Origin of the sequence: Ruegeria sp. HKCCA4633 (assembly GCF_013034605.1) — a bacterium.
GTDB lineage: Bacteria > Pseudomonadota > Alphaproteobacteria > Rhodobacterales > Rhodobacteraceae > Ruegeria.
Genome location: NZ_WQGJ01000007.1, coordinates 106,524 through 123,998 on the forward strand (window position 1 = coordinate 106,524; position 17,475 = coordinate 123,998).

The 17,475-nt window shown below is 57.5% G+C and carries 18 protein-coding genes; 8 read left to right on the forward strand and 10 right to left on the reverse strand.

Features of this window, described 5'->3' with window-relative positions; all coding sequences use genetic code 11:
* Nucleotides 1-21: 21 nt before the first annotated feature.
* The 4 genes from trxA to GOV85_RS16840 form a co-directional block, all read right to left on the reverse strand.
* Entirely contained in the window at nucleotides 22-936 is a 915-nt protein-coding gene (trxA, locus tag GOV85_RS16825; protein WP_171180264.1) for a thioredoxin, read from the reverse strand.
* Between the two features lie 75 nt (nucleotides 937-1,011).
* Nucleotides 1,012-1,800: an exodeoxyribonuclease III gene (locus GOV85_RS16830; protein ID WP_171180266.1), complete on the reverse strand. Its 789-nt coding sequence runs from the start codon at nucleotides 1,798-1,800 to the stop codon at nucleotides 1,012-1,014.
* 121 nt (nucleotides 1,801-1,921) lie between these two features.
* On the reverse strand, nucleotides 1,922-2,713 hold the full coding sequence (locus GOV85_RS16835) for a hypothetical protein (RefSeq protein WP_245222914.1): 792 nt from the start codon (nucleotides 2,711-2,713) through the stop codon (nucleotides 1,922-1,924).
* A gap of 211 nt (nucleotides 2,714-2,924) precedes the next feature.
* Nucleotides 2,925-3,611, reverse strand: a complete 687-nt coding sequence (locus GOV85_RS16840; RefSeq protein ID WP_171180271.1) for a response regulator transcription factor — start codon at nucleotides 3,609-3,611, stop codon at nucleotides 2,925-2,927.
* A gap of 162 nt (nucleotides 3,612-3,773) precedes the next feature.
* Between GOV85_RS16840 and ribA the strand changes: the two genes are divergently transcribed.
* Both ribA and GOV85_RS16850 read left to right on the forward strand, forming a co-directional pair.
* Nucleotides 3,774-4,865 carry a GTP cyclohydrolase II gene (gene ribA / locus GOV85_RS16845; protein WP_171180273.1) on the forward strand — a complete coding sequence of 364 codons (1,092 nt, stop codon included), beginning with the start codon at nucleotides 3,774-3,776 and terminating at the stop codon, nucleotides 4,863-4,865.
* Nucleotides 4,862-5,362 carry a L,D-transpeptidase gene (locus GOV85_RS16850; protein WP_171180275.1) on the forward strand — a complete coding sequence of 167 codons (501 nt, stop codon included), beginning with the start codon at nucleotides 4,862-4,864 and terminating at the stop codon, nucleotides 5,360-5,362. Before ribA ends, GOV85_RS16850 begins: the two co-directional genes overlap by 4 nt.
* Here the strand turns inward: GOV85_RS16850 and GOV85_RS16855 are convergent.
* A complete protein-coding gene (locus GOV85_RS16855; protein WP_171180278.1) occupies nucleotides 5,346-6,005 on the reverse strand; it encodes a YggS family pyridoxal phosphate-dependent enzyme in 660 nt (219 codons plus the stop codon). The genes GOV85_RS16850 and GOV85_RS16855 overlap by 17 nt on opposite strands.
* A gap of 101 nt (nucleotides 6,006-6,106) precedes the next feature.
* Nucleotides 6,107-7,165, reverse strand: a complete 1,059-nt coding sequence (locus GOV85_RS16860; protein WP_171180280.1) for a porin — start codon at nucleotides 7,163-7,165, stop codon at nucleotides 6,107-6,109.
* 283 nt (nucleotides 7,166-7,448) lie between these two features.
* On the opposite strand from GOV85_RS16860, the gene GOV85_RS16865 reads away from it, so the two are divergent.
* From GOV85_RS16865 to holA, 4 genes are all read left to right on the forward strand, one after another.
* Complete coding sequence (locus GOV85_RS16865) at nucleotides 7,449-7,934, forward strand: DUF3576 domain-containing protein (protein ID WP_171180282.1); 486 nt, start codon at nucleotides 7,449-7,451, stop codon at nucleotides 7,932-7,934.
* A 72-nt stretch (nucleotides 7,935-8,006) separates the two neighbouring features.
* Complete coding sequence (leuS, locus tag GOV85_RS16870; protein WP_171180284.1) at nucleotides 8,007-10,541, forward strand: leucine--tRNA ligase; 2,535 nt, start codon at nucleotides 8,007-8,009, stop codon at nucleotides 10,539-10,541.
* Nucleotides 10,528-11,031: an LPS assembly lipoprotein LptE gene (gene lptE, locus GOV85_RS16875; protein ID WP_171180286.1), complete on the forward strand. Its 504-nt coding sequence runs from the start codon at nucleotides 10,528-10,530 to the stop codon at nucleotides 11,029-11,031. Before leuS ends, lptE begins: the two co-directional genes overlap by 14 nt.
* Nucleotides 11,028-12,056 carry a DNA polymerase III subunit delta gene (holA, locus tag GOV85_RS16880; RefSeq protein ID WP_171180288.1) on the forward strand — a complete coding sequence of 343 codons (1,029 nt, stop codon included), beginning with the start codon at nucleotides 11,028-11,030 and terminating at the stop codon, nucleotides 12,054-12,056. The genes lptE and holA overlap by 4 nt, the downstream gene beginning before the upstream one ends.
* Before the next feature lies 1 nt (nucleotide 12,057).
* On the opposite strand, the gene GOV85_RS16885 is transcribed toward holA, so the two are convergent.
* Nucleotides 12,058-13,242: a TIGR03862 family flavoprotein gene (locus tag GOV85_RS16885; protein ID WP_171180290.1), complete on the reverse strand. Its 1,185-nt coding sequence runs from the start codon at nucleotides 13,240-13,242 to the stop codon at nucleotides 12,058-12,060.
* Between the two features lie 48 nt (nucleotides 13,243-13,290).
* Between GOV85_RS16885 and GOV85_RS16890 the strand changes: the two genes are divergently transcribed.
* Nucleotides 13,291-13,587 (forward strand): HNH endonuclease, encoded by a 297-nt coding sequence (locus GOV85_RS16890; protein WP_171180292.1) that lies wholly within the window; start codon nucleotides 13,291-13,293, stop codon nucleotides 13,585-13,587.
* Here the strand turns inward: GOV85_RS16890 and GOV85_RS16895 are convergent, their stop codons facing one another.
* Genes GOV85_RS16895 through GOV85_RS16905 form a run of 3 tightly spaced genes read right to left on the reverse strand, consistent with a single transcriptional unit; the run spans nucleotide 13,588 to nucleotide 15,670 of the window.
* The gene (locus tag GOV85_RS16895; RefSeq protein WP_171180294.1) at nucleotides 13,588-14,325 is read right to left on the reverse strand and encodes a VOC family protein; all 738 of its coding nucleotides are present in this window, start codon (nucleotides 14,323-14,325) and stop codon (nucleotides 13,588-13,590) included.
* Nucleotides 14,322-14,930: an enoyl-CoA hydratase/isomerase family protein gene (locus tag GOV85_RS16900; RefSeq protein WP_171180296.1), complete on the reverse strand. Its 609-nt coding sequence runs from the start codon at nucleotides 14,928-14,930 to the stop codon at nucleotides 14,322-14,324. Before GOV85_RS16900 ends, GOV85_RS16895 begins: the two co-directional genes overlap by 4 nt.
* Nucleotides 14,927-15,670, reverse strand: coding sequence for an SDR family oxidoreductase (locus tag GOV85_RS16905; RefSeq protein ID WP_171180298.1), 744 nt, complete (start codon nucleotides 15,668-15,670; stop codon nucleotides 14,927-14,929). The genes GOV85_RS16900 and GOV85_RS16905 overlap by 4 nt, the downstream gene beginning before the upstream one ends.
* A gap of 140 nt (nucleotides 15,671-15,810) precedes the next feature.
* Here GOV85_RS16905 and GOV85_RS16910 point away from each other — a divergent pair, with 140 nt between their 5' ends.
* Nucleotides 15,811-17,325 (forward strand): DUF2125 domain-containing protein, encoded by a 1,515-nt coding sequence (locus GOV85_RS16910; protein WP_171180299.1) that lies wholly within the window; start codon nucleotides 15,811-15,813, stop codon nucleotides 17,323-17,325.
* Nucleotides 17,326-17,475 lie beyond the last annotated feature (150 nt).

The following is a 17,475-nucleotide window of genomic DNA, read 5'->3' on the forward strand; positions in this document are numbered from 1 at the left end:
AATTCTAGCTCTGATCGGGGATTAGGCAAATATCATCGAGCTGAGTTTGCGGCGACCGTTCAGAACAATCGGATCATTGGGCTTGAGTGCATCAAAGATAGTAAAAAGCTGGGTTTTGGCCGCGCCGTCATTCCATTCGCGATCCCGGCGGAACAGCTCCAACAGTTGCGCCACAGCCTCTTCCACATCGCCGTTCGCATGCAGGGCCTGGGCCAGATCGAACCGGGCTTGGTGGTTGCCAGGATCAGCCTCAACAGCAGCCGTCAACTCGGCGACGGGGCCTGCATCCGCGGCCTGTTTGGCCAGCGCAAGTTGTGCATGTGCAGCCTCCAGCTCGGCGGATGTCGAAATCTCAGCTGGGGCGCCATTCAGAATCGCCTCGGCCTGTTCCAGATCGCCGGTTGCGATATGTGCCCGCACCAAACCGCCATAGGCTGCTGCGTGGTTCGGGTCTTCACCCAGAATGGCCGCAAAAGTTTGCGCCGCGTCCGCAGCCGCGCCTTCGGTCAGCATTTCCTCGGCGGCTTGCACTGCATCATCCAACTGGCCGCCCGGGCTTTCACCGCCAGCCGCTTCGATCACACGGTCGACAAACGCCTTGATCTCGGACCCTGGCAGCGCGCCCTGAAACCCATCGACCGGTTGGCCCTTGAAAAAGGCATAGACGGTTGGGATCGACTGAATCCGCATTTGCGAGGCGATCATCTGCGCCTCATCCACGTTGATCTTGACCATCTTCACCGCGCCTTTCGCGGCGGTAACAGCTTCTTCCAGCATCGGGCCCAACGTTTTGCACGGACCACACCAGGGTGCCCAGAAGTCAACAATTACTGGCGTTTCCTGCGAAGCTTCGACCACGTCGGCCATGAAAGTGGCCTCGCTCCCGTCTTTGATCAGATCGGTGGCGGGGGAATCTGCGCCGTTCAGAAGGTCCATGGCAATCACTCTTTCGTTCGAACTTGCGCCCTATATGCAATCGCTTGCCGCAGAAACCAAGGGCAGAGTTACATCTCAGACGTCAAAGGTCGCAAAGACCGGAGCATGATCGCTGGGCTTTTCCCACCCGCGCGCGTCCCGCAGGATGCGGCTGGAATGGCCCGCGTTGGAAATATCCGGCGTGGCCCAGACATGATCCAGCCGCCGCCCTTTATCGGCTGCGTCCCAATCGCGCGCCCGATAAGACCACCAGCTGTACAGCTGACCCTCAGGTATATCCTGCCGCGTAATGTCGACCCAACCACCTGCGTCCTGTGTTTCGGCCAGGTGCTCAACCTCGATCGGTGTGTGCGAGACAACCTTGAGCAGTTGTTTATGCGACCAGACATCGTCTTCACGCGGGGCGATGTTCAGATCGCCGACCAGTATGGATTTCTCGGGCTTCTCCGCATGGAACCAGTCGCGCATTTCGGTGAGGTAGTCGAGCTTCTGGCCGAATTTCTCATTCACCTCCCGATCCGGCACGTCACCACCTGCCGGGACATAGAAGTTGTGGATGGTGACACCATTCTCCAACCGCCCGGCAATATGGCGGGCGTGGCCAAGACCGGCGAAGTCCTTGTCGCCCACCTCTTCCATCGGCAGGCGCGACAGGATCGCGACGCCGTTATAGCCCTTCTGACCGCGTGCAACCATGTGGGTATAGCCCAGCTCGGCAAACCCTTCGGTCGGGATCTTTTCGACAGGTGATTTACACTCCTGCAGGCACAAAACATCCGGCGCTTCTTCCTGCAACAATTTCAATACGATAGGCTCGCGAAGGCGGACCGAGTTGATGTTCCAGGTGGCAAGGGTGAAGGGCATGGGGGATTCCTTTGTCGCGGTTGGACGGAGGTTAGCGTGGTGTGGGATGGGGTGCCATGGGAAAAGGCCCCAAAAAGCCAGGTCAATGAATGACCGCTATGCGGACGAAGCCGCCGTTCAATCAAAGGTCGGGTTTATGAAGTCCGGAAGCGATGCGCGCGCGCTCGTAAAGACGTGAAAGAAGTGCTCCTAAAAGGTTGACCCAGGTCATCGGAACTAGAACGACAAGGCCATGACCCTTCGTGAAACCTGGATTGCGTCGCTTAAAGAACTGCACGTCTGATGGATCAAGCTGTTCATTGAGACGTTTTTCTTGCGGTGTTTCGATAGTGACCCAGCCGACGTCCCGCACAAACGGGTCTTCTGGACGAACTGCCGGATCAGAGAAACTTTCTATGAGCTGGCGCGCGATTTCCTGAATATCAGCGGGCTGTTTAATGTCCGGGTGCGGGAAAATTCGCCGAAAATACTTGCAGAACAGGTGATAGCTCGATGTATGAACGAGCGTGCCGAGATAGTACACCGGGGTGAATGGATGGCTGAGCTTTTCAGTTAAAGCACGTACGATCCCGAAGCCGTAGGTTGCGCCGCGCCCGCGAAACCCAGGTTCCAACCCAGCCTCTGCCCGCAGTACTATGGCGCTGCGCCCATGCACTTGGCGTCGAAAACGGTGAACTGCACAATAACCAATAACACGTTGGTCTGCCGCGCAGTAAAGCTGGATGGATGTTGTTTCTGCCGGTGGTTCTATCACGTGCTGATGAAACTCTTCGGCGGAAACACCCGCAAAGATCTTTTGATGTACTGAATACAGTTTGTGCGACAGAGTTCGACGCTCACTGGCCGACAGTTGTGTCGGCACAACAATCCTGCTTCGGACAATCTTAGATACTTTTCCGGTATGGCGTTCCATTTCCATTGCGATCGATTGTAACGCGAGGGTTTGGAGATGTCTCTGCTGGGCTCAAAGCAGCCATCTTGCCAACCACCCCACAAAAAAGCCGGGCCATTCGGCCCGGCAGTCCAACAGGGAGGTGCATGTCATGACCCGGACATGCGCGGGTTGGGAGTAACCTAATTATGAGTTCAGAGTATCACTTTGATCCACATCAATCCACACCCAGTTAAGACACCAGCCGATATCCACCCGATTCTGTGACCAAAAGGCGCGCATTGGACGGATCGGGCTCGATTTTCTGACGCAGACGGTAGATATGGGTTTCCAACGTGTGGGTTGTCACACCGGCGTTATAACCCCAGACCTCGTGCAGCAGAACATCCCGCGCCACGACGCCGTCGGTCGAGCGGTACAGGAACTTGAGAATGTTCGTTTCCTTCTCGGTCAGGCGAATTTTACGGTCATCTTCGGTGATCAACATCTTCATCGCCGGTTTGAACGTATAGGGGCCAAGCACAAAGACCGCGTCTTCCGATTGTTCGTGCTGGCGCAGCTGGGCACGGATGCGGGCCAGAAGTACGGGGAATTTGAAAGGTTTGGAGACATAGTCGTTCGCGCCAGCATCAAGACCCAGAATGGTATCAGCGTCGCTGTCATGGCCGGTCAGCATCAGGATGGGGCTTTTGACGCCTTGCTTGCGCATCAGGCGGCACAGCTCGCGCCCGTCCGTGTCGGGCAGGCCAACATCCAGAATGACCAAGTCATAGATCGCCTCACGCGCACGTTCCATCGCCGAGGCTCCGTCAGAGGCTTCGAACACATCGAAATCCTCGGTCATTACAAGTTGCTCGCTGAGAGCCTCGCGCAGATCCTCGTCATCGTCCACCAACAGGATTTTTTTGAGTTGTGCCATTTCCCGGTCCTCCAAACGCTTTTCCATCACTTGCGCGCGAAAGATGCAATCAACAAGATTTGCTGCAACGGTCTCACGCCTTCGTGTCAGAGTTCGCAGAAATGTTTCACATTTCGTTCCGAAAGAGCTAGGAGAAGGGTTGAACGTAATAGGGTAACCTAGATGAGTCTCGCCCCCGATATCACTGAGTTGCTGGCCCGAGCCCGGGCTGACTTGCGCATGGGTGTTCCCGTGGCACTGACCGACGACAGCGGTTATAGCGTGCTTGCAGTGTCGGCAGAGACGCTGAGCCCGCAGCGCCTGGCTGACCTGAAGGCATTAGGGACACCGGTTGTGGCGATAACCGGGCGTAGGGCCGAAACGCTCAAAGCGCGGGCCTATGACGGGGATTTAGCACGTGTTGTGGTGCCCGCAGATGCGGATATCACCTGGGTTCAGGCAGTGGCTGACCCTTCGGACGACCTGAGTGCGCCGATGAAAGGCCCGCTGATGACCGAGCGGCAGGGCAATGCCAATCTGCATCGTATCGCAATCGCGCTGGCAAAGTCCGCGCGGATTCTTCCAGCGGCGGTCGTTGTTTCGATAGAAGACGGTCGTTCGTTTGCTGCCACGCATGGCCTGACCTGCATTGATCACACGCGCGCCGCACCGCATCTGGCAGATCGTAGCGCATTGCACGAAGTGGTTGCCGCCCGATTGCCGATGGAAGTGTCAGAGGCCGGTCGCCTGCACGTTTTCCGGCCAGAAGATGGTGGCGAAGAACACTATGCCGTCGAAATTGGCCGCCCGGATCGGGACAAGCCGGTATTGGCCCGTTTGCACTCGGCCTGCTTTACAGGCGACCTGATGGGCAGTCTGAAATGCGACTGCGGGCCGCAGTTGCGCGGAGCATTGGCACAGATGGGATCTGAAGGCGCTGGTGTCTTGCTTTATCTCAATCAGGAAGGTCGCGGAATCGGATTGGCCAACAAGATGCGGGCCTATTTCCTGCAGGATCAGGGGTTTGACACGGTCGAAGCAAACCACAGGCTGGGTTTTGAAGATGATGAACGCGATTTCCGGCTGGGCTCGGACATTTTGAAGTCACTGGGCTTCAACTCGGTCAGGTTGTTGACCAACAACCCGGCCAAGATCGCAATGATGGAGCGGACAGGGATTGCCGTGACCGAACGCGTGCCCCTGAAAGTGGGTGAAACAGCGCATAACCGGGGCTATCTGGCGACAAAGGCTGCGAAGTCGGGGCATCTGCTTTGACCCCCAGTGACCTTGTACTGACTCCGCGCGGTATTCGGTTTCTGGGCAGAACCTTCCCTTGTTCCATTGGAAAAGGCGGTTTGAGCAAATCAAAGCGAGAAGGTGATGGCGCGACACCCACTGGGGCGCATCGGATTATCGGAATGCTTTACCGCGCAGACCGGATTGCACGACCGAATTACTGGGCGCGACCAATTGGCCCGCAGGATTTATGGTCGGATGACGTATCTGACAGCAACTACAACCATATGGTTGCTGCGCCATACGCCTTTAGTCACGAAAAACTTCGTCGATCCGACCCGCTTTATGATCTGGTTCTTTTGACAGACTGGAACTGGCCCAACGCCGTCCCCGGCGATGGATCAGCAATCTTCTTACACCAATGGCGCAGGCCGGGCTATCCAACCGAAGGATGCGTGGCTTTTCGTCGGGATCATTTGCACTGGATCGCGGGGCGCATTGCCTTGGGAACCCGCCTGATTATTCCTGAGGTTTAACGCGTTCGCCAAAAATGGCCGAGCCAACGCGGACAAGGGTTGCACCCAAAGCGATAGCTTGCTCGAAATCGCCACTCATCCCCATCGACAATCCCTCCAGACCGTTGCGCGCGGCGATTTTGGCTAAAAGAGCGAAATGCAGCGTAGGCTCTTCGTCTACGGGAGGGATACACATTAATCCGCGAACCGGCAAATCCAAAGCCTTGCAGTCGGCGATAAACCCGTCAGCATCCGCGGGAAGTATACCGGCCTTTTGTTCCTCCTCACCCGTGTTGACCTGAATGAACAGATCCGGGCAAGACCCCATCTCTTGCGCCAATCGCGCCAGTGTCTTGGCCAGTTTAGGACGGTCCACCGAGTGGATCGCGTTGCACAGCTCCATCGCCTGCCGGGCTTTGTTGGTCTGCAAAGGGCCAATTAGGTGCAGATCGACCCCATCAAACTGTTCTTTGAAGGCCGGCCATTTCCCGACGGCTTCCTGTACCCGATTCTCGCCGAAAAACCTGTGCCCCTGCTCGAGGACCGCCTGTACACGTTCATTCGGCTGAACTTTCGACACGGCGATGAGTTTAACAGAGCCTGTCGGACGCCCCGACCTGGCCTCGGCTTTGGCGATACGAGCGGTGATATCTTGCAGCGACATGGGATCCTCAATCTGTATTTGGCGCAGAAAAACACCAAGTCGGCACAAAAGAAAAGGGCGAGTCCGAAGACCCGCCCTCAAACCTTACGGTTCAGATCAGCTTAGAAGTTGAACTGAGCACCGAAGTCAGCAACGATGGTCGAGTCTGCGCAGATGTCGCAGTCGTTTACACCGATACCACCGCGCAGCGATGCACCGCCACCCAGGTCGTAGATCGCACCGATTGCGACCTGCTGAGTGTCGAGGTCAGCTTGACCGTCACCATAGGTGAACAGCAGGGTGGTTGCAGCGCCCAGGTTGTAGGCTGCCGACAGACCCCATGCGGTGCCGTCAGTTGCTGCGATTCGGGTTTTGTCGTCTGCCACGAACAGAGTACCCGAGAAGTCACCCCATTCACCACCCAGAGTCAGAACGGTCAGGCTCGGTTTGCTAAGACCGGGAGCTACGTCGGTCTGACCGTAAGCCACAGCGGCGGTGATGTTGTTGAACGTGTAGGTCGCGCTGACATCCCAGCGGTCAGCATTGGAGGGAACACCGTTGAGAGCAACGGTCGCCTGGTCGTACGACGCGCCAAAGGCGAAGTCACCAACGGCGTACTGGAAGAACACGGCGTTCGCACCCGAACCGGTCGACGAGTAACCCAGGAAGCTGTAGTTAACACCCGAATACTGGCCTGCGAACAGTTCCAAACCAACTTCGTTGCCATAGTAGTTTGCCAAGTTGTCGAATGCACCTGCAACGTTGCCCGCGTCAACACGCAGACCGCCGTAGATGACCGAGAAGCGCGCGCCGTTCAGGCCGGCCGAGTTTGCTTCACCGTTGCCGCTGTCTTCGTCAGCTTGCAGACGAACACGACCTTCGAAACGAACGCCACCGTCGGTTTCAACGATGCCGTCGATGTTCAGACGGAAACGCGAAACCAGGATTGCGTCGTCAGTGTCAACAATTGCGGTGCCGACAGTGGTTTGACCGGTATTGACGTTAATTACACCGCCCGAAATTGTGGTTGTGGTCACATTTGTGTTCACGTTCGGAACGGAACCGATACGATCTTCAACGTACCCAATACCAAAACGGCCGTAACCGCTGAAGTTAACTTCAGCTGCTGCAACGCCTGCGGTCGCGATCAGCGCCGTCGATGCGAAGAGAACTTTTTTCATCTTGTTTCCCTCGGTTTCAAAAAGAGTTATCTACTCGACACATGCCTCGGCATATGTCTCAGCACGGACACCGTTTCGCTCTTTTTGCCCCCTTTGCGCAAGCTTGGCATAAGCGCTGCGGCGTCATTGGGATCAGATTGGTGCAAGGATGCCACAGTCCGCTTCCCCCCCCAATACCGGCCACCCGCCAGGAATTCAGAAGAATAGGGTTGTTGCAGAGGGGGTCCTTGGCTAGGAGTATCCCCTGAATATCGTAGAACAAGTGAAACAGGACCGGTTTACAATGCGCCTGCCGACGATTTTGGGATTGATCATGCTGACCGCCGCTGTTTCGGCATGTGGACAGAATCAAAGCGCCTCGACGACCTATACGCCCAACCTCGCCGGCGGCAATTCAGATGAGCGCGAGTTGAACGATCCTAACCGTTCGACAATTTGGGACATTTTCGACCGTAGCACAGCTGAGCAGGTGACCAATGTGAATCGTTATCTGTGGGCGGCTTCACTTGATGTGCTGAGTTTCCTGCCCGTGCAAGAAGTCGATCCGTTTACCGGTGTCATTGTAACGGGTTACGGCACACCGCCGGGTGGAGGGCGTTCATACCGGGCTACTGTCCATATCAGTGACCCTGCGCTGGCAGCCAGGTCGTTGTCCGTTGCTCTGCAAGCCAACGGCGGGGCACCTGTAAGCGCTGCAACGACCCGCGCTGTAGAGGACGCTATTCTGTCTCGTGCGCGTCAGCTACGCATTGCGGACAACAAGTTCTAGCAACCCGCCGAAAATCACACTAATACCACGCCGGGTTCCTACCCGGCGTTTTCATTCACGAAGGACCGCACAATGTCGCGCTATTCGGCCAACGAAATCGAAGCAAAATGGCAAGAGGCCTGGGACAAGGCTGGAATCTTCACCGCCAACCACAAGGCGGACAAGCCAAAGTATTATGTGCTTGAGATGTTCCCTTACCCGTCCGGCCGAATCCATATGGGGCATGTGCGCAACTATACGATGGGTGACGTGATTGCGCGTCACAAGCTGGCGACAGGGCATAACGTACTGCACCCGATGGGATGGGACGCCTTCGGGATGCCTGCCGAAAACGCCGCGATGGCTATTGGTGGCCATCCGAAAGATTGGACTTATGGCAACATCGCCGACATGCGCGGGCAGATGAAGCCTTTGGGTCTGTCGATTGACTGGTCTCGTGAATTCGCCACCTGTGACCCTGAATACTATGGCCAACAGCAGGCTCTGTTCCTGGACATGCTTGAAGCCGGGCTGGTTTACCGCAAGAACGCGGTGGTGAACTGGGACCCGGTCGACATGACCGTTCTGGCCAACGAACAAGTGGAAAACGGGCGCGGCTGGCGCTCGGGCGCTTTGGTGGAACGACGCGAACTGACGCAGTGGTTCTTCAAGATTTCCGACTATTCCGAAGAACTTCTGGACGCGTTGGACACGCTGGACAATTGGCCCGCCAAGGTCCGCCTGATGCAGGAAAACTGGATCGGCAAGTCGCGCGGCCTGCAATTCGGGTTCGAACGCACCGATGGTGGCGACCCAATCACGGTTTACACGACTCGCCCCGACACGCTGCTGGGCGCGTCCTTTGTTGGTATCTCGCCGGATCACCCGATTGCCAAGCAGCTCGAGGCCGAAAACCCCGAAGTTGCTAAATTCGTTGCCGAATGCCGCAAAGGCGGCACCACCGAAGAGGCCATCGAGACCGCCGAAAAGCTGGGCTATGACACCGGTATTCGCGTCAAGCACACGCTGGACCCGAACTGGGAACTGCCGGTTTGGATCGCGAACTTCATCCTGATGGATTACGGCACGGGCGCGATCTTTGCCTGCCCGGCGCATGACCAGCGCGACCTTGATTTCTGCCGCAAATACGACCTGCCGGTGATCGATACTTTCTTTGCCCTGGACGATGACACGCCGGTCGACAAGATCGCGTTCGTTCCGCCGAAAACCGAAAAAGTCCGCTGGGTGAACCATTTCGCGGGCCTGACCGAGGCAACCGGCGACGAGGCGATCAACGCAACTGTCGACTTTGCAGAGAGCGCTGGCTGGGGCGAAGGTGTCACCAAGTACCGCCTGCGTGACTGGGGCCTCAGCCGCCAGCGGTATTGGGGCTGTCCGATTCCTGTTGTGCACTGCGACAGCTGCGGTGTAGTGCCCGAGAAAAAAGAAAACCTGCCAGTCCGCCTGCCCGACGATGTCACATTCGACAAACCGGGCAACCCGTTGGACCGCCACCCGACGTGGCGGGATTGCGCCTGCCCGAAATGTGGGGCTCCGGCCAAGCGTGAAACCGACACGATGGACACGTTTGTCGATTCGTCGTGGTATTTCGCCCGCTTCACCGCGCCACGGGCCGAAACGCCCACCGATCCGGCCGAGGCCGAGTACTGGATGAATGTCGACCAGTATATTGGTGGCATCGAACACGCGATTCTGCACCTGCTGTATTCCCGGTTCTTTGCACGCGCGATGAACATAACCGGTCACCTACCGAAAAAGGCCATCGAGCCCTTCGATGCGCTGTTCACGCAAGGCATGGTGACGCATGAGATCTACCAGACCAGAGACGCGAATGGCCGCCCGGTCTATCACCTGCCCGAGGACGTTACCGACGGCAAACTGGCAGATGGCACTGAGGTCGAGATCACCCCCTCGGCCAAGATGTCGAAATCCAAGAAAAACGTGGTGGACCCAGTTAGCATTATCTCGGCCTTCGGAGCCGACACCGCGCGCTGGTTCGTACTGTCCGATTCGCCGCCCGAGCGGGACGTGGAATGGACTGCTTCGGGTGCAGAGGCTGCCTTTAAACACCTGAGCCGCGTACATCGCATCACCTATGAAATCGTCGAGTCGGACGTTCCGGCCAATGGTGAAGACGAAACCCTGCTGCGCGAGATGCACAAGGCGATCCACGATGTCTCGGGCGGCGTCGAATCCTTTGGCTTCAACGCCTCGATCGCCAAACTGTATGCTTTCACAAACACGCTAGCCAAATCCAAGGCAGGCTCTGGGGCCAAACGCGAAGCCGCCAAAACGCTGGCACAGCTGATGTCGCCGATGACACCGCACCTGTCTGAAGAGCTTTGGAACATGTTGGGTGGTGAAGGTCTGGTTGCCACCGCAGCCTGGCCCGTCGCTGATGAGGCGATGCTAGTTGATGACACCGTTACCCTTCCGATCCAGATCAACGGCAAGCGTCGCGCGGAAATCAGCGTCTCCAAGGATCTGGCCAAGGACGAGGTTGAAAAAATCGCGCTCAGCACCGAAGCTGTGCAAAGGGCGCTGGATGGCAACGCGCCCAAGAAAGTGATCGTAGTTCCAGGTCGGATCGTGAATGTCGTTGTTTAACCGCAGAACCCTTTTGCTGATGCCGCTGGCCGCCTGTTTCCTTGGCGCGGCCTGTGGCTTCCAACCGGTCTACGCACCTGGGGGAACGGGTTCGCAACTCTACGGCAAGGTTGCTGTGTCCGAGCCGAACAATGTCGACAGCTATCTTCTGGTCCAGAATCTGGAACAGCAACTGGGCCGCAGCGCTGATGCGGTCAGCAAGTACAAATTGGACGTGCGGGTCACAACCGTGACGCGTAGGGCAGCGATTACCACGACGAATGAAACGCAACGGTACACGATTGACGGGCGGGCCCAGTATACGCTGCGGTCCAATGCAACCGGACAGATCGTGGCTTCGGGTACTGCGACCGACTTTGTGGCCTATTCCGCCGCGGGTTCGACCGTTTCCACCCTGGCTGATGAGCGCGACGCCAAAGACCGCCTGATGGTGATTCTATCGAGCCAGATCGTGAACCGATTGAATTCAAAACCGGATCTGGCCACATGAAGCTGAGCCCGCGCGAGGCTGATGGATATTTCTCCAAGCCGGACGTGGACAAGACCGGGTTGCTGATCTATGGCGCGGATGCGATGCGGGTCGCGCTCAAGCGTCAGCAGGTTCTGACAGCTTTGCTTGGCCCCGGTGCCGAAGAGGAAATGCGCCTGACACGCCTGCCCGGCAGCGATCTGCGAGGTGATCCCGCGTTGTTGCTGGATGCCGTCAAGGCCGTTGGGTTCTTTCCCGGCCCCCGCGCGGTATTTGTCGAAGAGGCCACCGAAACCGCAGCACCTGCGATTTTGGCCGCACTTGAAGATTGGACCCCCGGAGACGCCCAGATCGTCGTTACGGCCGGGCAACTGAAACCCAGTTCGAAGATTCGCAAAGCGTTTGAAGGGCACCCCGCAGCCTATGCGGTTGGCATCTATGACGACCCTCCGTCCCGCGCCGAAGTAGAACGGATTCTGACCGAGTCAGGCCTGAAGAACATACCCCGCGATGTCATGTCCGCCATTAGCGAGCTGGCCGTCAGCCTCAGCCCCGGCGATTTCGCCCAAACCGTTGAGAAACTGTCGCTTTACAAGCGCGGCGACAGTTCCGAGCTGACCATCGAAGACATCGAAGCCTGCGCCCCACGCTCGACCGAAGCCGCATTGGACGATGTTCTTAACGTGGTAGCCGAAGGCCGCGCGGGCGAGATCGGACCGCTGATCCGGCGCTTGCAGGCGCAAGGGACAAATGGTGTGACATTGTGCATTGGGGCGACCCGGCATTTTCGCACGCTTTACGCCTGCGCCTCAGATCTGGGCGGCGCGGCACAGGGGATAGGAAAACTGCGCCCGCCGGTTTATGGCAAACGACGGGACCGTATTCTGCGACAAGCACAGGGCTGGGGTGCACCCAAGCTGGAAACTGCGCTGACGGTTCTGACTGACACGGATTTATCGCTTAGGTCTGCAGGTCAAACGGCACCCGCTATGGCCTTGGTGGAACGCGCCATGATCCGCCTTGCGATGCTGGCGCGATCACGTTGAACTACCGGGTCTTTTCCAGCCAATCTGCGGCTGCCAGACCAGCCCACCGTCCGGTAGCCAGACAGGCTGTCAGCAAATAACCCCCTGTCGGGGCCTCCCAATCCAACATCTCTCCGGCACAGAACACACCCGGCAACGCGGTCAGCATCAGGCCGCCATCCAACGACGCCCTTTTTACGCCCCCTGCCGTCGAGATTGCTTCGTCCATCGGGTGCAGACCGGCGTACAGGATGGGCAGTTTCTTTAACACTGCAAACTGATCTGGTTGAGCTGTGCCCCTGCGTTTCATCATCTCATGGAAAATTGCGGCTTTTTGAGGCGACAGGTTCAGCGACTTTCTCAGCCATTGGGACAGTGTAACCTTCGACCGTTTCGCGGCATAGCGCGCGTGCAGGGTTTTGTGATCCAGATCGGGCACCAAATCCACAAACAACGACTGCCCGGCACGCAAGGCTGGGGTGAGCGAATACAGCCCGCCGCCCTCCAGCCCCTTTGCAGAAATTACGGCTTCGCCTCGACTTTCAGAATCGCCTGCCATCCAGCGGACCGATTTCAACGCGGCCCCAAAGTGTGGTCGCATATGATCGCTCCAATCTACGGAAAGAGCAGAATTTGCTGGCTCGAATGGAGCCAGAGCCACACCTGTACTTGCAAGAGCTTCTGTCCACTGACCGTCCGAGCCAAGGCGCGCCCAACTTGCCCCGCCCAGCGCCAGTACGGTGACATCAGTCGAAACGCTGCGCACCCCGTCGGGGGTGTCGAACTTCAGCGCCTCACCCTCCCAGCCTGTCCAGCGCCAGCGGGTATTGACCTCTACTCTTGCGTTTCCTAACCGGGCCAGCCAGGCGCGCAATAGGGGGGAGGCTTTCATAACCTCGGGAAAAACCCGGCCTGTTGAGCCTGTAAACAACGGCTGACCCAGATCGCGCGCCCAGTGTTGAACCGCATCGGAATCGAAAGCGGAAACCATCGGAGTCAACCAATCCGCAGCCTCGCCGTATGCGCGGATCAAGGTATCGAACGGCTCTTCCTTGGTCAGGTTCAGTCCAGATTTTCCAGCCATCAGGAACTTACGCGCGACTGACGGTTTAGCCTCGGCCACCAGCACGGAATGCCCTGCAGCGGCCAGTTGTTCGGCGGCCATCAACCCGGCGGGGCCTGCTCCGATTACCACTGCCTGCGCCATTCACATCCTCTTGCCTTCGCCACTTTCAGGCGCAAGTTTCTAACCATCATGACGAACAGCGATCCGATCTGCCCGCTTTGCGACCGCCCGATCCCCGACGGAGGCGGCAGCCTGCATCATCTGATCCCAAAACTCAAAGGAGGCAAGGGCGGGCCAACCGTTCTTTTGCATCAGATCTGCCATAAGGAGGTCCATGCCACACTGACCGAGGCCGAACTGGCGCGCAATTACAACACGGTCGAAGCCCTGCGCGCGCATCCAAGGCTTGAAAAGTTCCTGAACTGGGTTCGCAAACGCCCACCCGGCTTTCGGTCAAAGGTTCCAGGCAAACGGCGCGGACGGTAATCAACCCGGCAGGATCGGATCACCAAAGGCGTCGTTCAAAGGTTTAGGCACGCCTTCGATTTCAATGCCCTGATAATCTGGTACAGGCGCGAACTGAGCCCCCGCAACGTGCTGAAATTCCAGCGTTGTATAGGGCCGTTTCCAAAGCCATTCGCGGTTTTCAACCGACCATAGATCGGGATATGGAGGCGTTTCCTGCGTGAAGGCATAGAAATGCAGGTCAAATCCATATGGCGCAAGGTCTTGCATGGATAACAATGACATACCCTGCGCGCGCCAAAACTCGTCTTCAGCCGCGATGTCCCCGGTCCGCAACGTGATCTGACCGATTCGCGCCTGCGCGAACGGCGCATCGGGATCAGCAGCGTGCAGAGGCCGGTTGCCTTCGAAATCATGTTGCAGCAGCTCGATGACAAAGCCTTCAGGGTCGGCCAGATGACACATGTAGCCGATATCCAGGAACTGGTTCGGATCACTCACCGGAACATCCCGCGCGCGCAGATGGATCGCAGTAAGATCAACATCCGGTACGGTTATGCCGATCTTCCAATAACGCTGGCCCCGGTCATGGGTGTATCCACCGCCGCCGGGCAGCAACAGAAGGTCTGCATCCTCGCCCGCATAACCTACACGAACGTTAGCGCCTTCTTCCCTGACGGACATGCCCAAAATGTCGCGATAAAAGGCCGCCAAATTGAGCGGATCAGCGACCCGCAGGCGCAGGGCCGACAGCCTCATGAACACAACCTTGCGATTCCGGCGGCAATCTTCGGGTCGGCGTTGACGCTATCGGCCACCAGATCGCGCGCGGTCTGCATCAGGTGATCAAGTTCGACAATCCGGTCCACCAAACCAAAATCATATGCCTCTTGTGCGCTGATTTTCTGGCCCGACATCAGAATAAGCTTGGTACGTGCCGGTCCCACCAAAGCCGCCAACCGCTTGGGGTCGGAAGGTTGCGGCAGAAACCCCAGCTTCATCACCGGATAGAAGAACTTGGCCGAGGGCACCGCGATACGCAAATCGCAGGCCAAGGCCATACCGTTGGCCCCGCCAGCCAGAGTTCCGTTCAGTGCAGCAACAGTCAGGCAGGGCAGAGCCGCAATAGCACCAGAAAGACGTTCCCAGATATCCGACGTGGCCAGACCGGCGCGCGCTTCGTCAAGATCGGCACCGGCACTGAACACCTTGCCCGCCCCCGTCAGGATCAACGCCTTCGCCTCGGTCGCGGCCTCGGCAATCTCGGCCAGTTCGGTAATCATGCCCCCGGTCAGAGCGTTGGCCTTGCCCGGGTTATTGATTGTGACTGTCCACAGGCCATCCTCTTTGATCAGATCGATCATATCAGCCCAACCCGTTTGCGAATATCCTCCAACCGCAGCGAGATTTCGGTTCCCAAAAACTCATTCGCATCATCGGAACACATCCAGAGCAGCGCCCGCGCGGGCCAGTCTGCGGGAATGTGCACATCCCAATCCAGTTGACTAACCGGATTGATGCCGCTGGCCTTGATCGACCGCTGCATATCCGTGGCCACCGTCCCCGGTGACAGGCCCATGGCGCGAATACCGTTATGGGCCTCTTCCAAATGCAGACATTCCGTTAGCATTTTGGCCCCGGCCTTGGACGCGCAATAATGGCTCCATGCCTCAACCGGGTTTGATGCGGCCCCGGACGAGATGGTCAGAATGCTTCCCCCGCCAGCGGCCCGCATGATCGGCAGCGCGGCGCGCATTCCATAAAAGACACCCTTGAGGTTGATGTCGATGGCCTTGCTCCAAGCCTCTGTATCGGCGTTCGAGAGATGAAAGATCGGATCGATCACACCGGCGTTTCCGATCAGAACATCCAAGCCACCGAAGCGGTCGACACAGGTGGCCAAGGCCTGCTCGACCTGCGCAAAGTCGCTGACATCACACGCCAAAGCGATGGCCTGATCGCCCAAAGCGGCTGCCAAAGCATCGATCTGGTCGTGGCTGCGCGCCACCAAAGCCACATTGGCCCCGGCTGCGGCAAAAACGCGCCCTGCTTCAGCCCCGATTCCCCGGCTGGCCCCTGTAATAAGAACCGTTTTACCCTGCATCTGCCCCTCCTCACGCGCTGCAATTGCCTTCGGCTACAGCCGTAGCCCGGAAACGGGGAAAGGGTCCAGCCCTTGCCCCCTTGACGATACCCGTCACAAACCCGACCATGCGCCACAAATTGATCAAGAAGGGTTACCTTATGTCCGTTTTTCTCCGCCGCAGCTGCGGTGCAGCTTTGGCTTATGCCGTTGCCACTCAGGGCGCGCTTGCCGACCTGACGGCTGATGATGTCTGGTCCAACTGGCAAGGCTATTTTACCTCGATGGGCTATACCATCACGGGCGACGAAAGCTCGGCGGACGGTGTGACCACGATTTCGAACATGACGCTTTCAATGGCACTGCCCGAAGAGGAAGGGCAATTCCAAATGGTCATGCCCGAAATGACGCTGACCGAAAACGGCGACGGGACTGTGTCGGTCGGCATACCCGAGAACTTTCCCATGAAAATCACGGGTCAGGCCGAAGAAGGCGACTTTGCAGCTACGGTGACCTATTCTCATAGCCAATTGAACATGGTCGTATCGGGCGCCCCCGAAGACATGACCTATGACTACAATGCCGATATGCTTAGTATTTCACTGGACGCGATCGCAGTTGACGGCGAAACGGTTCCGGATGACGTCTTTGACCTGGCGGTCGCGGCGAATGATCTGAACGGCAGCTCGCGGATGCAGATCGGCGAAAACCGCGATCTCACACAGACATTCAACGCAGCCAGCCTGACCTACAACATGAACTTTCAGGACCCTGAAAGCGGTGAAACCGGATTGATCAATGGGCAGTTGGACCAATTGGCATTTGAAGGCGAAAACGTGTTTCCGAAAGACATTGATCTTTCTGACCCTCAGTCCTTTTACGAAGCCGGTTTTGCGTTCGACGGAGTCTTTACCTACGCGTCGGGCAACACGGATCTGAGTGGAACCAGCGAAGGCCAGGCATTTTCGATGAACAGTACTTCGGAAGGTGGGCGCTTTGCAGCCACCATCGATGCCGAAAAGCTGGTCTATGACATCGACCAAAACAGCACGACGCTGGCAGTGACTACAGCAGACCTGCCCTTCCCGATTGAAATCTCAATGGCCAATGCCGGGCTTAACTTTGAGTTCCCGGTTCAGCAGTCGGACGAAGTTCAGCCGTTTGGTCTGGGGTTCAATCTGACCGATTTCACGATGTCGGACGTACTGTGGGGTATATTCGATCCTGCAGGCGCACTTCCGCGTGATCCCGCGACAATCGCGCTGGATGCCACCGGCACGGCAAAGGTTCTGATGAACATCTTCGACCCGGAAATTGACCTCGAGTCCGAGGAAGCTCCGGGTGAGCTGCATTCTCTGAAAATCAATGAACTGCTGGTGTCTCTGGTCGGTACGAAACTGACAGGTGACGGCGATTTTGCGTTCGACAACTCGAACACCGAAGAATTCGATGGCTTGCCCAGCCCAAGCGGCGTTGCGAACCTGGAACTTGTTGGTGCCAACCAGTTGATCGACACCCTGATCGGCATGGGTATCATTTCAGACAATGACGCCTTGGGTGCTCGGATGATGATGGGCCTGATGGCAGTTCCGGGCGAAGAACCGGACACACTGAATTCGACCATCGAATTCACCGAGGATGGTCAGATCCTAGCAAATGGCCAGCGCATCAAATAATGTTTGAAAAGGGCCGCGTATCCCGCGGCCCTCTTTCCACCGTTCCTCGCCCAAATCTCTGAACCGGGGAGGGTCTGTCGAAATCCCCATCACACAATCCGGTCACGGGTCTTGCGAGACGGGCAGTCCAAGGCTAGGTCCTTGGAAATA

Bases quoted from the DNA above. Each gene is read 5' to 3' on its own strand.
- trxA (WP_171180264.1), bottom strand. From the start codon at position 936: ATGGACCTTCTGAACGGCGCAGATTCCCCCGCCACCGATCTGATCAAA.
- lptE (WP_171180286.1), top strand. From the start codon at position 10,528: ATGTCGTTGTTTAACCGCAGAACCCTTTTGCTGATGCCGCTGGCCGCC.
- GOV85_RS16840 (WP_171180271.1), bottom strand. From the start codon at position 3,611: ATGGCACAACTCAAAAAAATCCTGTTGGTGGACGATGACGAGGATCTG.
- GOV85_RS16900 (WP_171180296.1), bottom strand. From the start codon at position 14,930: ATGATCGATCTGATCAAAGAGGATGGCCTGTGGACAGTCACAATCAAT.
- GOV85_RS16835 (WP_245222914.1), bottom strand. From the start codon at position 2,713: ATGGAACGCCATACCGGAAAAGTATCTAAGATTGTCCGAAGCAGGATT.
- GOV85_RS16885 (WP_171180290.1), bottom strand. From the start codon at position 13,242: ATGGCGCAGGCAGTGGTAATCGGAGCAGGCCCCGCCGGGTTGATGGCC.
- GOV85_RS16910 (WP_171180299.1), top strand. From the start codon at position 15,811: ATGTCCGTTTTTCTCCGCCGCAGCTGCGGTGCAGCTTTGGCTTATGCC.
- GOV85_RS16860 (WP_171180280.1), bottom strand. From the start codon at position 7,165: ATGAAAAAAGTTCTCTTCGCATCGACGGCGCTGATCGCGACCGCAGGC.
- GOV85_RS16865 (WP_171180282.1), top strand. From the start codon at position 7,449: ATGCGCCTGCCGACGATTTTGGGATTGATCATGCTGACCGCCGCTGTT.
- GOV85_RS16855 (WP_171180278.1), bottom strand. From the start codon at position 6,005: ATGTCGCTGCAAGATATCACCGCTCGTATCGCCAAAGCCGAGGCCAGG.
- holA (WP_171180288.1), top strand. From the start codon at position 11,028: ATGAAGCTGAGCCCGCGCGAGGCTGATGGATATTTCTCCAAGCCGGAC.
- ribA (WP_171180273.1), top strand. From the start codon at position 3,774: ATGAGTCTCGCCCCCGATATCACTGAGTTGCTGGCCCGAGCCCGGGCT.
- GOV85_RS16905 (WP_171180298.1), bottom strand. From the start codon at position 15,670: ATGCAGGGTAAAACGGTTCTTATTACAGGGGCCAGCCGGGGAATCGGG.
- GOV85_RS16895 (WP_171180294.1), bottom strand. From the start codon at position 14,325: ATGAGGCTGTCGGCCCTGCGCCTGCGGGTCGCTGATCCGCTCAATTTG.
- GOV85_RS16830 (WP_171180266.1), bottom strand. From the start codon at position 1,800: ATGCCCTTCACCCTTGCCACCTGGAACATCAACTCGGTCCGCCTTCGC.
- leuS (WP_171180284.1), top strand. From the start codon at position 8,007: ATGTCGCGCTATTCGGCCAACGAAATCGAAGCAAAATGGCAAGAGGCC.
- GOV85_RS16890 (WP_171180292.1), top strand. From the start codon at position 13,291: ATGACGAACAGCGATCCGATCTGCCCGCTTTGCGACCGCCCGATCCCC.